The 14,446-nt window shown below is 61.0% G+C and carries 12 protein-coding genes and 1 pseudogene; 5 read left to right on the forward strand and 8 right to left on the reverse strand.

All coding sequences use genetic code 11. The features are described 5' to 3' along the window. Positions 1–33: 33 nt before the first annotated feature. From AC30NL_RS05990 to scpA, 4 genes and pseudogenes are all read right to left on the reverse strand, one after another. Positions 34–1,566: an acyl-CoA carboxylase subunit beta gene (locus AC30NL_RS05990; RefSeq protein WP_489463100.1), complete on the reverse strand. Its 1,533-nt coding sequence runs from the start codon at positions 1,564–1,566 to the stop codon at positions 34–36. Between the two features lie 21 nt (positions 1,567–1,587). Next, on the reverse strand, positions 1,588–2,571 hold the full coding sequence (gene meaB, locus AC30NL_RS05995; RefSeq protein WP_489463110.1) for a methylmalonyl Co-A mutase-associated GTPase MeaB: 984 nt from the start codon (positions 2,569–2,571) through the stop codon (positions 1,588–1,590). A 630-nt stretch (positions 2,572–3,201) separates the two neighbouring features. Beyond that, positions 3,202–3,393, reverse strand: a pseudogene (locus tag AC30NL_RS06000) (GIY-YIG nuclease family protein); the annotation flags it as partial. Between the two features lie 113 nt (positions 3,394–3,506). Next, complete coding sequence (gene scpA / locus AC30NL_RS06005; protein ID WP_489463101.1) at positions 3,507–5,657, reverse strand: methylmalonyl-CoA mutase; 2,151 nt, start codon at positions 5,655–5,657, stop codon at positions 3,507–3,509. Between the two features lie 137 nt (positions 5,658–5,794). Between scpA and AC30NL_RS06010 the strand changes: the two genes are divergently transcribed. The 5 genes from AC30NL_RS06010 (at position 5,795) to xth (ending at position 9,328) form a co-directional block, all read left to right on the forward strand. Then, positions 5,795–6,478 carry a GntR family transcriptional regulator gene (locus AC30NL_RS06010; RefSeq protein ID WP_489463102.1) on the forward strand — a complete coding sequence of 228 codons (684 nt, stop codon included), beginning with the start codon at positions 5,795–5,797 and terminating at the stop codon, positions 6,476–6,478. A gap of 47 nt (positions 6,479–6,525) precedes the next feature. Then, on the forward strand, positions 6,526–7,023 hold the full coding sequence (locus AC30NL_RS06015; protein WP_489463103.1) for a dihydrofolate reductase: 498 nt from the start codon (positions 6,526–6,528) through the stop codon (positions 7,021–7,023). Position 7,024: 1 nt separating this feature from the next. Further along, complete coding sequence (locus AC30NL_RS06020) at positions 7,025–7,597, forward strand: DUF4337 domain-containing protein (RefSeq protein ID WP_489463104.1); 573 nt, start codon at positions 7,025–7,027, stop codon at positions 7,595–7,597. Between the two features lie 116 nt (positions 7,598–7,713). Then, the gene (locus AC30NL_RS06025) at positions 7,714–8,523 is read left to right on the forward strand and encodes a cupin-like domain-containing protein (protein ID WP_489463105.1); all 810 of its coding nucleotides are present in this window, start codon (positions 7,714–7,716) and stop codon (positions 8,521–8,523) included. A 43-nt stretch (positions 8,524–8,566) separates the two neighbouring features. Then, the gene (gene xth / locus AC30NL_RS06030) at positions 8,567–9,328 is read left to right on the forward strand and encodes an exodeoxyribonuclease III (protein WP_489463106.1); all 762 of its coding nucleotides are present in this window, start codon (positions 8,567–8,569) and stop codon (positions 9,326–9,328) included. A gap of 54 nt (positions 9,329–9,382) precedes the next feature. Here the strand turns inward: xth and ntrC are convergent, their stop codons facing one another. From ntrC to glnA, 4 genes are all read right to left on the reverse strand, one after another. Next, entirely contained in the window at positions 9,383–10,921 is a 1,539-nt protein-coding gene (ntrC, locus tag AC30NL_RS06035) for a nitrogen regulation protein NR(I) (RefSeq protein ID WP_489463107.1), read from the reverse strand. A gap of 70 nt (positions 10,922–10,991) precedes the next feature. Further along, positions 10,992–12,044, reverse strand: coding sequence for a nitrogen regulation protein NR(II) (glnL, locus tag AC30NL_RS06040; RefSeq protein WP_489463111.1), 1,053 nt, complete (start codon positions 12,042–12,044; stop codon positions 10,992–10,994). A 98-nt stretch (positions 12,045–12,142) separates the two neighbouring features. After that, complete coding sequence (locus tag AC30NL_RS06045; protein WP_489463108.1) at positions 12,143–12,676, reverse strand: hypothetical protein; 534 nt, start codon at positions 12,674–12,676, stop codon at positions 12,143–12,145. Positions 12,677–13,015: 339 nt separating this feature from the next. Next, complete coding sequence (gene glnA / locus AC30NL_RS06050) at positions 13,016–14,434, reverse strand: type I glutamate--ammonia ligase (protein WP_489463109.1); 1,419 nt, start codon at positions 14,432–14,434, stop codon at positions 13,016–13,018. Positions 14,435–14,446: the final 12 nt, after the last annotated feature.

The following is a 14,446-nucleotide window of genomic DNA, read 5'->3' on the forward strand; positions in this document are numbered from 1 at the left end:
TTGGGGCAGGAGCGACGCGACTGGGGAGCGCCATCACAGTGGAATATTCCCGTGCTTCCGCCACGGGTTCTCGATCTTCTTGTCCCGCAGCATCACAAGCGAGCGGCAGATTCGCTTGCGCGTCTCGTGCGGCTGGATCACGTCGTCGATGAAGCCTCTTGCGCCGGCGACAAAGGGGTTGGCGAAACGCTCCTTGTACTCGGCTTCGCGCGCGGCGAGCTTGACCGGATCGTTCTTGTCTTCGCGGAAGATGATCTCCACCGCACCCTTGGCACCCATCACGGCGATCTCCGCATTGGGCCAGGCGAAATTCACGTCGCCGCGCAGGTGCTTGGAGCTCATCACGTCGTAGGCGCCGCCATAGGCCTTGCGCGTGATGACGGTGATCTTGGGCACCGTGCATTCGGCATAGGCATACAAAAGCTTCGCACCGTGCTTGATGATGCCGCCGTATTCCTGCGAGGTGCCCGGCATGAAGCCAGGCACGTCGACGAAGGTGACGACCGGGATATTGAACGCATCGCAGAACCGCACGAAACGCGCCGCCTTGATGCTGCTCTTGATGTCCAGGCAGCCCGCAAGTACCAAGGGTTGATTCGCGACGATGCCCACCGTCTGCCCTTCCATCCGGCAAAAGCCGATGACGATGTTCTTCGCATACTCGGGCTGCAGTTCGAAGAACTCGCCGTCGTCGGCGGTCTTCACGATCAGCTCCTTGATGTCGTAGGACTTGTTCGGGTTGTCGGGCACAAGCGTGTCGAGCGAGTAGTCGATGCGGTCCGCGGGATCGTTGCTTGGACGAACGGGAGGCTTTTCCCTGTTGTTGAGCGGCAGGTAGTTATAGAGCCTGCGCAGCATTAGGAGCGCATCGACGTCATTCTCGAACGCCAGGTCGGCCACGCCGCTGCGACTGGTGTGGGTGCCTGCGCCGCCAAGCTCTTCTGCCGACACTTCTTCGTGCGTCACGGTCTTCACCACCTCGGGGCCGGTGACGAACATGTACGAGCTGTCCTTCACCATGAAGATGAAGTCTGTCATCGCCGGGGAGTACACAGCTCCGCCGGCGCAGGGGCCCATGATCATGCTGATCTGAGGCACCACTCCCGAGGCCATCACGTTGCGCTGGAAGACTTCGGCGTAGCCGCCGAGGGATGCCACGCCCTCTTGAATGCGTGCGCCGCCCGAATCGTTGATGCCAATGACGGGCGCCCCGACCTTCATTGCCTGGTCCATCACTTTGCAGATCTTCTCCGCATGCGCCTCGGACAGCGCACCGCCGAACACAGTGAAGTCCTGGCTGAAAACGAACACGAGGCGTCCGTTGATCATCCCGTAGCCCGTGACCACGCCGTCTCCGGGGATCTTGTTGTCGGCCATGCCGAAGTCGTGGCAACGGTGTTCGACGAACATGTCCCACTCTTCGAAGGTGCCTTCGTCGAGCAGAAGTTCGACCCGTTCGCGCGCGGTGAGCTTGCCCTTGCCGTGCTGCGCGGCGATGCGCCTTTCGCCGCCGCCCAAGCGTGCCTGCGAGCGCTTCTTTTCGAGAAGGGCAATGATGTCATGCATGTTGATGTCGTCCTTGTTGTTCTATTCGCGCTCGAAGAGATCGAGCAGCGCGCGGGCCGCGACCGACGGGGCTATGCGCGCCTCGGTCACGTCGCGCAAGGTGTTGTGCAGTGCTTCGCGCACGGCAGGGTGGTGGCGGAAATCGGATTGAAGGCGTGCGTGGATGATGTCCCACATCCATGAATGCGCCTGCTTGTTGCGACGAGTGTCGAATTCGCCACTCGCGCGGCGGCGTTCGTGGAATTGGCGCACTTGTTGCCAGAAGGCATCGATGCCCTGGTTCTTGAGCGCGCTGATCTGCATCACCTTGGGCGACCAGTGGCCTGATTTTCCGTGGAAGCTGAAGACTCGCAAGGCGCTCGTGATGGCGGCTTCGGCGCGCGTCGCGGCATCGGGGTCGATGTCGGCCTTGTTGATGACCACCAAATCAGCAAGTTCCATCACTCCCTTCTTGATGGCCTGCAAGTCGTCGCCGGCGTTCGGGAGTTGGAGCAACACGAACATGTCGGTCATGCTTGCAACGGCGGTTTCGCTCTGGCCGACGCCGACGGTTTCGATGATGACGACGTCGTAGCCGGCCGCCTCGCAGACAAGCATCGCCTCGCGGGTTTTTTCGGCCACACCGCCGAGGGTGCCGGAAGCGGGGGATGGGCGAATGTACGCGGCGTCATGGACCGAAAGCTTTTCCATGCGCGTCTTGTCGCCGAGGATGGAGCCGCCGGAGACGGTGGATGATGGGTCGATGGTCAGCACGGCCACGCGGTGGCCTTTGGCAATCAAGTCGAGTCCGAGGACCTCGATGAATGTGGACTTGCCTACACCTGGGACTCCCGAAATTCCCAGGCGCATCGCGTTGCCTGTGTGCGGAATCAATGCGTTGAGGAGCGCGTCCGCACGCTGGCGATGATCCGCTCGTGTCGATTCAAGCAGCGTGATGGCTTTCGCAATGGCGCGGCGGTTAGAAGCAAGTACACCGTTAAACAAGGCCCTGTCGGGCTCCGACAAAGAGTCTCCAACACCAAGTTCGGGCTGAAGTACGGAAGCCTCATACTGCTCCTGACCCCGTTCGGGCTGAGGTATCGAAGCCTCATCCAGCTCCTGCAGGCCCTTCGATACCTCAGGGCGAACGGGAGGGGCCTCGGTTTTCCGGGTATCCGCAGCCAGCCCTCCGCCCCGTTCGGGCTGAGGTGTCGAAGCCTCGTCCAGCTCCTGCAGGCCCTTCGATACCTCCGGGCGAACGGGAGGGGCCTCGGTCTTCCGGGTATCCGCAGCAGCCAGCCCTCCGACCCGTTCGGGCTGAGGTATCGAAGCCTCGTCCAGCTCCTGCAGGCCCTTCGATACCTCAAGGCGAACGGGAGGGACCTCGGTTTTCCGGGTATCCGCAACCAGCCCTGCGGCCCGTTCGGGCTGAGGTATCGAAGCCTCGTCCAGCTCCTGCGGGCCCTTCGATACCTCAGGGCGAACGGGTGGGGCCTCGGTTTTTCGGGTATCCGCAGCCAGCCCTCCGCCCCGTTCGGGTTGAGGTATCGAAGCTCGCGCCTCATCCAGATGCCCTGGCAGAGGGTTGCGCGTTCCCCACGCATGACGCTGGATTGCCGTCCAGTCACCGCGAATCAACGCCTCCTTCTTTGACCTCCCCCAGCCTTTGATCCTCAGCTCGGCCGTCAATGCATCTTCACGCGTGGCCGCCTCGTGCGTCCAAACCAGTTCTACCGGTCGTCGTTTGAATGTATAGCCTTCAATCGCTCCCGATTGATGCTGAGCAACTCTTCGGTCGAGTTCATCGGTATGTCCGACGTAGTAGGACTTGTCAGCACAGCGCAGCATGTAGACGAAAAAAGGTTTCAATCGAACCTCGGGTGTGGGCTTCGATACCTCAGCCTGAACGGAATTTTGTTATCTCATGCATCGATTGGTGCGTAAGACAACGGAACGAGGAGTCACGCCACCGATTTGCGAATCTGCTCCAACACATCCTTCGCACTCGCAGGAATCGGCGTCCCGGGCCCATAAATCCCCTTCACCCCGGCCTCGTACAAAAAGTCGTAGTCCTGCCGCGGAATCACCCCGCCTACGAACACGATGATGTCGTCGGCCCCTTGTTCCTTCAATGACTTGATGATCGCCGGCACCAGCGTCTTGTGCCCCGCCGCCAAGGTGCTCACCCCCACCGCGTGCACGTCGTTCTCGATCGCCTGCCGCGCACATTCCTCGGCGGTTTGAAACAGCGGCCCCATGTCCACATCGAAGCCCAGGTCGGCAAACGCCGTGGCCACCACTTTCGCCCCGCGGTCATGCCCGTCTTGCCCCAGCTTCGCGATCATCACGCGCGGCCGGCGGCCTTGCTCTTCGGCAAACTCCGCAATCTCCTGCTGAAGCTTGGCCCAGCCTTCAGCACTGTCATAAGCGGCTGCATACACACCGGTCACCTTTTGCGTATCGGCGCGGTGGCGCCCCCAGATGTTTTCCAGCGCGTCGGACACCTCGCCCACCGTGGCACGCAAGCGCATCGCCTTGATCGTCAGGTCGAGCGTGTTGCCTTCGCCAGTTTCGGCGCATCGAGTCAGCGCCTCGAGCGCCGCCCGCACCGCAGCCGAGTCCCGCGACGCACGCACCTGCTTCAACCGCGCCACCTGGTTTTCGCGCACCGCATGGTTGTCGATGTCGCGGCTGTCGATCGCATCTTCCTTGGCGAGCTTGTATTTGTTGACACCGACGATCACATCCTTGCCGCTGTCGATGCGCGCTTGCTTCTCCGCCGCACTCGCCTCGATCTTCAGCTTGGCCCATCCGCTCTCCACCGCATGCGTCATGCCGCCCATCTTGTCGACTTCCTCGATGATGGACCAGGCCTTGTCGGCCATGTCTTGCGTGAGCTTCTCCATCATGTAGCTGCCGGCCCAAGGGTCGACGACGTTCGTGATGTGGGTCTCTTCCTGGATGATCAACTGCGTGTTGCGAGCGATGCGCGCGCTGAACTCGGTCGGCAAGGCAATCGCTTCGTCCAGTGCGTTGGTGTGCAGCGACTGCGTGCCGCCAAACACCGCCGCCATCGCCTCGATGGTCGTGCGCACGACATTGTTGTAAGGGTCTTGCTCCGTCAGCGACCAGCCCGAGGTCTGGCAGTGCGTGCGCAACATCAGGCTCTTGGGATTCTTCGCATCGAACTCTTTCATGATGCGCCACCACAGCAAACGTGCCGCGCGCATCTTTGCGACTTCGAGATAGAAGTTCATCCCGATCGCCCAGAAGAAGCTCAAGCGCCCCGCGAACTCATCGACATTCAGACCCTTCGCTATCGCAGTTTTCACGTACTCCTTGCCGTCGGCCAGCGTGAAGGCGAGTTCCAGCGCCTGATTCGCGCCTGCCTCCTGCATGTGATAGCCGGAAATCGAGATCGAGTTGAACTTCGGCATGTTCTTCGCCGTGTACTCGATGATGTCCCCGATGACTCGCATCGACGGCTCGGGCGGGTAGATGTAGGTGTTGCGGACCATGAACTCCTTGAGGATGTCGTTCTGGATCGTCCCGCTCAATTGATCCTGCGACACGCCCTGCTCTTCGGCAGCAACCACGTAGCCCGCCAGTACCGGCAGCACCGCACCGTTCATGGTCATGGAGACGCTGACCTTGTCGAGCGGTATGCCGTTGAAGAGGATTTTCATGTCCTCCACGCTGTCGATCGCCACGCCTGCCTTGCCGACGTCGCCCGTCACGCGTGGATGGTCACTGTCGTAGCCCCGGTGGGTTGCCAGATCGAAGGCCACGCTGACCCCCTGGGCGCCGCTGTCCAGGGCCTTGCGATAGAAGTCGTTCGATGCCTCGGCGGTGGAGAAGCCGGCGTACTGCCGGATGGTCCATGGCCGCACCGCGTACATGGTGGCCTGCGGGCCACGCACGAAGGGCGGGAAGCCGGGCAGCGTGTCGGCGTAGGCCAGCCCGTTCGCATCGGCCGCGGTGTACAGCGGCTTCACGGTAATGCCTTCAGGCGTCACCCAGTTCAGCGAGTCAAGGTGACCGCCGGGCGCAGACTTGGCTGCAGCCTTCTGCCACGCCTCAAGCGACTTCGAATTCAACAGATCATCGGACATGCATGCCCCTGCGATTGGATCTCGACGATCGAGCGAAACGCCTCTCGTGCCGCTTGATGTGACATCCCGCCTCATCCATAATTCAAAATTGAATTATATCCACCCGGCCTTTTTTGTTGCCACTTTCGCCCAGTCTCATGGTCGCACCTCGCCCTGACGCCAAAAGCACCGATACCTCGACCAACGGCACCAGGCTGGCTGACATGCCCTTGTACCAGCGGGTGGCCGAGCGCCTTCGCGAGCGCATCGTGGCGCACACAATGGCGCCCGGAAGCTGGATCAACGAACAAGCCCTGACAGCAGAGCTGGGTATCAGCCGCACGCCCCTGCGCGAGGCGCTGAAGGTGCTCGCGTCCGAGGGCCTGGTCACGATGAAGCTTCGGCGCGGAGCCTATGTCACAGAGGTGTCGGAGCGAGACTTGTCGGAGGTTTTCCATTTGCTGTCCTTGCTGGAAAGCGATGCAGCCGCGGTCGTCGCCAAGCAGGCCAGCGACGACGAAATCGCCGAGCTATCGGATTTGCATGAACATCTCGAAGCCACGGTCGACGAGCGCGACGCCTTCTTTGCCGCGAACGAGCGTTTCCACATGCGAGTGCTCGAGATTGCCGACAACCGCTGGCGCAACCAGATGGTGGCGGACTTGCGCAAGGTGATGAAGCTTTATCGCCACCATTCGCTGTTCAAGCAGGGGCGCCTTCAAGCCTCGCTCAAGGAACACCGAAAGATCATGGCGGCACTCAAGGCGCGCAATGCAACGCTGGCGCAGGAATTGATGCTGCAGCATCTGGCAAGCGGAAAGGAAGCGGCGGCCAAGAAGTGAATCATCAGCCCTCTCAAGCGCCTGCTTGGCCTGCGAGAATGCCGCCCATGATTCGCCCGCTCATCAGCCTCATTGCCGCGGTCGCCCGCAACGGCGCCATCGGCAAGAACAACGAACTGCTCTGCCGAATCTCCGAAGACCTGAAGTTCTTCAAGCATACGACCCTCGGCTCGCCCGTCATCATGGGTCGCAAGACCTGGGACTCCATCGGCCGGCCGCTGCCGGGTCGTCGCAACATCGTCGTCACCCGCAATCCAGAATGGTCGGCCGACGGCGCCGAACGGGCCGCTTCACTTCAAGAGGCGATCATGCTTGTGCAGAATGCGGCCAAAGTGTTCGTCATCGGTGGCGGTGAAATCTACACACAGGCTTTGCCCATTGCAGATGAACTCGTGCTCACCGAGATCGATGCGAATTTCGAAGGCGATGCCTTCTTCCCCGCGTGGGACAAGTCGCAATTCAGCGCACGCGCAAGCGACGCGCAAACCAGTGAACAAGGCTTCGCCTATCGCTGGGTAACCTATCAACGACAACACGGAGATTGACATGTCGGGACACGGTTTTCATGTGCATGGTCCTCACGACCACGAACTTGAACATGCGGCGCAACACGGCGACTCCCATGCGGGTCAGTTGGCGGTAGTCACGGCCATTCTGGCGACGGTGGGTGCGCTCTTCGGCTACATGGGGGGCGCCACGCAAGCCAACGCGGGGCTGTTCAAGAACGACGCTGCCATCAAGAAGACAGAAGCGTCCAATCAATGGAACTACTACCAGGCCAAGAGCAGCAAGCAGAACCTCTCCGAACTGGCGCTTGAGCTGGCGCCGGAAAGCCGCAAGCAGTTCTATCAAGACGAGATCAAGCGCTACAAAGGCGAAAAGGTCGAGATCAAGGCTGCCGCTGACAAGCTTGAAGCGCAGGCCACGGAGTTCGACAAGAAAAGCGACGAGCAGATTCATCAGCACCATCGCTGGGCGCAGGCCACCACCGCCCTGCAGATCGCGATCGCGATGGCGGCGATTGCTTTGCTCACCAAGCGCAAGTGGTCGGAGTACCTTGTGTACGGCCTGAGCGCCATCGGCATCGCGACCGGTGTACTCGCATGGTTCCACATTTGACTACATGGGCTTTCGATCGTCGCTCGATTTCATACTGACCGAGCAGTGACTGACACGCTGGTGTCTTGGAATGTCACTATGTTGCTGGCTCTTCAGACAAAGACAGATCGAAGCCGATGAATGACACCATTTTTCGTCCGGTGACCGAAGCAACGTGGCGCGAGACTCCCAGCGCCGCGCCGTGCGCAGACCCGGTGGTATTTCGAGGCCTGGCGGCTGGCTGGCCGGCGGTGCGGCACTGGAGCTTTGACGGCCTTTCGTCACAGGTGTCCGATCAACCTGTGCAACTGGTCGACGGCAATCGCGAAAAGGATGCAACCCGCTTCGTGCCATCCACGCTACACAACTATCTCCAATCGCTGCAGGCACCTCCAACAACCAATCGGCCCCATCCATACCTGAAGGAGTTCGACTTGCTCAAAGCAGCACCTGCATTGAAGAAAGATCTGCCTCATGAAGAACTGCTGCCCAGGCGACACCTGCGGTCGTTGCGCAGCTGGATCGGTCCAGCGGGCGCGAGCACTGGTTTGCACTACGACTATCTCGACAACTTGGCAGTGCAGGTCCTCGGAGTGAAGCGGTGGCGGCTGGCTCGGCCGGGCACCGTGGAGCGGATGAACGCGGTATCGACGAAATACGACAGCTGGGCAGTGCTGTCATCGTCCAATGCACAGGAACTGGCATCGCGCGTCGCAGACGATGGCCGCAATGATTTCTTCACGGTCGACCTTCGGCCCGGCGACGTGTTGCAACTGCCAGCCGGCTGGTGGCACGAAGTGACGAACCTCAGCGCGAGCGTGCTTTTCGGCGGTTTCCACGGCCCGCGCGCTGCAGTACTGGCACGCTGGGCATGGGTGAGTGCACGCGACATGATGCATCGGCGTGGATGGCTGGCTCGGCACAATTGCACTTGTCACCCGCAGTGATGTCTGCCAAAAAACGTGTTTTGAATCAAATGCTCCTCGAGTCATGAAGATTGCCACCTGGAACGTCAACTCGCTCGGCGTGCGCCTGCCCCAGGTGCTCGATTGGCTGGCCGCGAATCAGCCCGATGTCCTCTGTCTGCAGGAGACCAAGCTCACCGACGACAAGTTCACGCATGCAGAGTTCAAGGAGGCGGGCTACGAGTCACAGTGGTTTGGGCAGAAGACGTACAACGGTGTGGCGCTACTGTCGAAGACGCCAGCAGCTGACGTGTCGCGCAACATCTTCGGTTTCGAAGACGAGCAAGCTCGCGTGATCGCCGGCACCGTCGACGGTGTGCGCGTGATCGGCGCCTACTTTCCGAACGGGCAGGAGCCGGGCAGCGAGAAGTTTGCCTACAAAATGAAATGGCTGGGCGCTTTACGAGAATGGGTACGCGGCGAGTTGGTGAAACATCCGAAGCTCGCCTTGCTCGGAGACTTCAACATCGCGCCCGAAGATCGCGACGTGTGCGATCCGATCGCTTGGGCGGGGCAGATTCATTGCACGCCGGAAGAGCGCGAACACTTCCAGCAACTCATCGCCCTCGGCCTGCACGACGCCTTCCGACTATTCGAACAGGCACCCAAGCTGTATAGCTGGTGGGACTACCGCATGCTCGCGTTTCGGCGCAACCAGGGGCTGCGCATCGATCACATTCTGCTGAGCGATTCGTTGAAGACGGACGTCAAGGCATGCTCCATCGACAAGCTGCCCCGCAAGAACGAACGGCCAAGCGATCACGCGCCGGTGGTGGTGGTGTTGTAGCCCGGATTCAAGCCGGACTGCGAAGTCAGCCTCTCAGACTCAACTCTCGGCCTCTCAGTCATCGAGCCCCAACTCCTGAATCTTCCGTGTGATCGTGTTGCGGCCGATGCCCAACTTCTGCGCCGCCTCAATACGCCGACCGCGCGTGACTTCGAGCGCCGTATGAATGAGCTGAGCTTCGAACTTGCGTGTGAGCACATCCCACACGTCAGGCGCACCCGCCTGCAGGATGGTGCGCGATTCCCGTTCCAGATCGAGCAACCATGACGCAGGGCCACTGGCTGCTGTTGGCGGGGACGGCTCAGGGGAAAAGCTGTGCACGTTCGCGGTCGGTGGCATCACTGCCATCGGCACGCCCGGCCGAAGCTGCGTGTCGGTGAGGTTCGCGAAGTCGGGCGTGAACGTCGGCGTGATCGGCGCAGGCGCTGCAGCCAAGGCAGGGCCCATCAACAACTCCGGCGGCAGGTCCTTGGCCTCAATGACTTGCGCAGGTGCCATCACCGTCAGCCAATGGCATATGTTCTCCAACTGTCGCACGTTGCCCGGATAGTCGAAGCGAACCAGCCTGGCCAGCGCAGGCTCGGTGAAGCGCTTGGCCTCGACCCCCAGTTCCTTCGCACTCTTTTGCAGGAAGAAACGTGCGAGCCCCGGCACGTCTTCGCGCCGCTCGCGCAGCGCCGGAAGGCGCAAGCGAATCACGTTCAGCCGATGGAACAAGTCTTCACGAAAAACACCCAGCTTGACCCGCTCTTCAAGGTTCTGGTGTGTCGCCGCGATGACGCGCACGTTGCTGCGCAGCGGACTGTGTCCGCCCACGCGATAGAACTGTCCGTCGCTCAAGACACGCAGCAAGCGCGTCTGCAGATCGAAGGGCATGTCCCCGATTTCGTCGAGAAACAGCGTGCCGCCGTCGGCCTGCTCGAATCGTCCACGCCGCGTTGTCTGCGCACCCGTGAAGGCACCGCGCTCATGGCCGAACAACTCGCTTTCGAGCAAATCCTTCGGAATCGCCGCGGTGTTGATCGCAACGAAGGGCCCGGTCGCACGCGGGCTGTGCTTGTGCAGCGCATGCGCCACGAGCTCTTTGCCCGAACCCGACTCACCCGTGATGAGCACCGTGACGATGCTCTGGCTCAGGCGGCCGATGGCGCGGAACACGTCCTGCATCGCAGGCGCCTGCCAGAGCATCTCGGGCATCTCAGTCGCTCCGTTGTCGCGCACCTCTTCGCGCACGCTCTCGTCGAGCGCGCGGCGGATGAGCTCCACCGCCTTGTTCACGTCGAAAGGCTTGGGCAAGTACTCGAAAGCACCGCCCTGGAACGCACTGACCGCGCTGTCGAGGTCGGAGTACGCTGTCATGATGATGACCGGCAGCCCAGGATGCTTTTCCTTGACCTTGGCCAGCAATTCGATACCCGACCCGCCGGGCATGCGGATGTCGGACACCAGCACCTGTGGAAGCTCGGTGTCGAGCGCCGTCAGCACATCGCGCGGGTTGGTAAAGCTGCGTACTGCGAGGTCTTCGCGCGCCAGCGCCTTCTCCAACACGAATCGGATGGATTGGTCGTCGTCAACGATCCAGATGGGTTTCATTCCCTGCCCTTGAAGCCGTTCAGGCTCATTTGCTGCCGTGACCGCTCATCCGCAGCATCGGCTTGTGGCCTCAGGGAAGCGGAATCATGATCTTGAAGTTCGTCCTGCCGGGAACGCTTTCGCATTCGATCATGCCTTGGTGTTGCTGCACGAAGGTCTGCGCCAGTGTGAGTCCCAGACCCGATCCACCATCACGTCCCGATACCAGAGGGTAGAAGATGCGATCGCGAATCGACTCGGAGACTCCCGGGCCGTTGTCCTCGATATGCAAGTCCAGTGCCAGACGATAGCGCTGCTTGCCTAAAGTCACCTGACGGGCGATGCGTGTGCGCAGCGTGATCGCGGCATCGCCCATCGCCATGCGCTCTGACAAAGCCTGCGCTGCGTTGTGGGCAATGTTGAGCACGGCCTGGATGAGCTGCTCGCGATCGCCGCGGAAATCGGGAATGGAGATGTCGTAGTCGCGCATGACCGTCAGGCCGCGCGGAAATTCAGCGAGGATGAGCGAACGAACACGTTCGCAGACCTCGTGAATGTTCACGTCACTCACTACGTGAGGCTTGCGATGCGGTGCGAGCAGGCGGTCGACCAGTGCCTGCAGCCGGTCCGCCTCTTGAATGATGACCTGCGTGTACTCGGTTAGCGCGCGCGACTCGACTTCCATCTCGAGCAACTGCGCTGCGCCACGGATGCCGCCCAGTGGGTTCTTGATCTCGTGCGCGAGATTGCGGATCAGTTCCTTGTTCGCCTGAGCCTGATCCAGTGCGCGCTCTTCGCGATCCTGCCGCGTCTGCTGCTCGATCTCGACCAGTTCAACCACCACGGTGTCGCGGCTGGTCGCATGGGACGAGAACGGATTGGCACGGTCCATCTGGTTGACGATGACGTGCACTGGCAGCACTTCTCCGTGCACCGATGCCGGCCGCTTCAGTTGCGCCTCGAGTCGGCTGGTCGAATAGTTGTTGCACAAGACTGCCGCAACCGTGTCGCGCAGAGGCTGCGGATCGACAACCCAGTCGAAGAGCGAACCGCGCAGCACGCTGCGGCGCGACAACCCCAGCACATGCTCAAAGGCTGCGTTTGCGAACACACAAAGTCCGTCGGGTCGGACGATGGCGACCATCGTCGCGAGGTAATCGAAGGCAGCAAGAATCGGTGTCGACAGTGGCGCTGCAACGGTCACGCGCCCTGCATCTGCGTCCTGGACTTTCGGCTTGGCCTTCACTGTGGCAGCTTGGAGAGTTCGCGCTTGATCGCAGCGATGTCGTTTTCCTTGCGTGCGATGCCGGCCTTCATGTCGGCCACCCGGTCGAGGTACTTCTGATAGTTGCGCTCGTCGCCTTGCCGTTCGGGTTCGCCCTTGTTGTAGTCCTTCTGCATCTGCGCAAGCCGCTCTTCTTCGCGCTTGAGCTCGCCTTCGAGTATGCGGCGAGCATCGCTGTCGCGCGCGCGCTGATCGTTCGGGTCCACGCGCTGGTCGGCAGGCCGGGTAGTGGACGGCGACGCTGCCGGGGTGCCACCGCCGCTGCGCGGCTTGACCGCTTGGACGACGGTGATGGGCGCGCCTTCCAGCGTCCGGCAGCCTTTGTCGCGAGCCTCCTTGGCGGACAGCGTATCGGTGTACAGAACGGGGTTGCCGGGGCAGCGATACACCTCACGGCCCGGCTGCTGCGCCGCAGCGAGCGGCGTGAGCACTGAAGAGAGCATCACCGATAACCCAACGAACTCTAGAGTTTTGACTGCAATACGTTTCATGCGACGACTCCTCTGGCGGAACAACGCAAGTTTTTGCACTCACGATGACTCAGAGGCTGAGAGTTTTTCGAGCGTGTCCGAGCAGCACGTCAAAAGGCGCCTGATCCAGGCGCAAAGCGCAGCCATAGCCCGGGCTATGGCGAGCATTTGCAACGACGAGAAGGCGTCTTTTGGCGTGATGAGCGGGCATGATCGAAATACTCTCAGCCTCTCGTTCCATTGTCGCCCACAAGGCATTTCCCCCGACATAGCGTGTTCGACAGGACCACGAAGAAAAAGGGACGGCTTTCGCCGTCCCTTTTTCCTTCTCGCCTGATTGATCGATTCGTGAGAATCGGTTCAGGCCGAGTAGTACATGTCGAACTCGACCGGATGAGTCGTCATGCGGAAGCGCGTGACTTCCTGCATCTTGAGTTCAATGTATGCGTCAAGGTACGCATCGGTGAAGACGCCGCCCTTGGTCAGGAATGCGCGGTCGTTGTAGAGGTAGTCGAGCGCCTGATCCAGGCTGTGGCAGACGGTCGGGATCTTCGCGTCCTCTTCCGGCGGGAGGTGGTACAGGTCCTTCGTCGCGGCTTCGCCTGGATGGATCTTGTTCTCGACGCCGTCGAGGCCCGCCATCAGCATGGCTGCGAAGCCCAGGTACGGGTTGCACAGGGGATCCGGGAATCGGCATTCAATGCGGCGGCCCTTCGGATTCGGCACGTACGGAATGCGGATCGATGCCGAGCGGTTGCGCGAGCTGTAGGCCAGCTTCACCGGGGCTTCGAAGCCGGGGACCAGACGCTTGTACGAGTTGGTGCCCGGGTTCGTGATGGCATTCAGCGCACGGGCGTGCTTGATGATGCCACCGATGTAGTGAAGCGCGAATTCGCTCAGGCCGGCATAGCCGTCGCCGGCGAACAGGTTCTTGCCATCCTTCCACACCGATTGGTGGACGTGCATTCCGGAGCCGTTGTCTCCCACGATTGGCTTGGGCATGAAGGTCGCCGTCTTGCCGTAGGCGTGGGCCACATTCGTAATGACGTACTTCTGGATCTGCAGCCAGTCGGCACGTTGGACCAGCGTGCTGAACTTCGTGCCGATTTCCATCTGGCCGGCGTTGGCCACTTCATGGTGATGCACTTCGACGGGCACGCCCAGCGATTCGAGGATCAAGCACATCTCGGAGCGCATGTCCTGGAACGAATCGACCGGCGGAACCGGGAAGTAACCGCCCTTGACGCCGGGACGGTAGCCAGAGTTGCCGTGCTCGTATTCCTTGCCAGAGTTCCAGGCGGCTTCTTCGGATTCGATCTTCGAGAACGAGCCGGACATGTCGACATTCCAACGGACGCTGTCGAACACGAAAAACTCGGGTTCGGGACCAAAGAAGGCAGCGTCACCAATGCCGGACGACTTCAGGTAGGCCTCGGCACGTTTGGCCAGAGAACGCGGATCGCGCTCATAAGGCTTGCCATCACCCGGCTCAATCACGTCGCAGGTCAGGACCAGCGTAGGTTCTTCGAAGAAAGGATCGATGTTGGCGGTGTTCGGGTCCGGCATGAGCAGCATGTCGGATGCTTCGATGCCCTTCCAGCCGGCGATCGACGAACCGTCGAAAGCGTGGCCCGACGTGAATTTGTCTTCATCGAAGTGCGACAGGGGCACAGTCACGTGTTGCTCTTTACCGCGGGTGTCGGTGAAGCGGAAGTCGACGAACTTGACTTCGTTTTCCGACACCAACTTCATCACGTCGGCGACGGTCTTGGCTGCCATCAAAATCTCCTA

Source organism: Rhizobacter sp. (assembly GCA_021153565.1).
Classification (GTDB): domain Bacteria; phylum Pseudomonadota; class Gammaproteobacteria; order Burkholderiales; family Burkholderiaceae_C; genus Albitalea.

Bases quoted from the DNA above. Each gene is read 5' to 3' on its own strand.
- ntrC (WP_489463107.1), bottom strand. From the start codon at position 10,921: ATGAAACCCATCTGGATCGTTGACGACGACCAATCCATCCGATTCGTG.
- AC30NL_RS06045 (WP_489463108.1), bottom strand. From the start codon at position 12,676: ATGAAACGTATTGCAGTCAAAACTCTAGAGTTCGTTGGGTTATCGGTG.
- glnL (WP_489463111.1), bottom strand. From the start codon at position 12,044: ATGGTCGCCATCGTCCGACCCGACGGACTTTGTGTGTTCGCAAACGCA.
- xth (WP_489463106.1), top strand. From the start codon at position 8,567: ATGAAGATTGCCACCTGGAACGTCAACTCGCTCGGCGTGCGCCTGCCC.
- AC30NL_RS06020 (WP_489463104.1), top strand. From the start codon at position 7,025: ATGTCGGGACACGGTTTTCATGTGCATGGTCCTCACGACCACGAACTT.
- AC30NL_RS05990 (WP_489463100.1), bottom strand. From the start codon at position 1,566: ATGCATGACATCATTGCCCTTCTCGAAAAGAAGCGCTCGCAGGCACGC.
- AC30NL_RS06015 (WP_489463103.1), top strand. From the start codon at position 6,526: ATGATTCGCCCGCTCATCAGCCTCATTGCCGCGGTCGCCCGCAACGGC.
- AC30NL_RS06025 (WP_489463105.1), top strand. From the start codon at position 7,714: ATGAATGACACCATTTTTCGTCCGGTGACCGAAGCAACGTGGCGCGAG.
- scpA (WP_489463101.1), bottom strand. From the start codon at position 5,657: ATGTCCGATGATCTGTTGAATTCGAAGTCGCTTGAGGCGTGGCAGAAG.
- AC30NL_RS06010 (WP_489463102.1), top strand. From the start codon at position 5,795: ATGGTCGCACCTCGCCCTGACGCCAAAAGCACCGATACCTCGACCAAC.
- glnA (WP_489463109.1), bottom strand. From the start codon at position 14,434: ATGGCAGCCAAGACCGTCGCCGACGTGATGAAGTTGGTGTCGGAAAAC.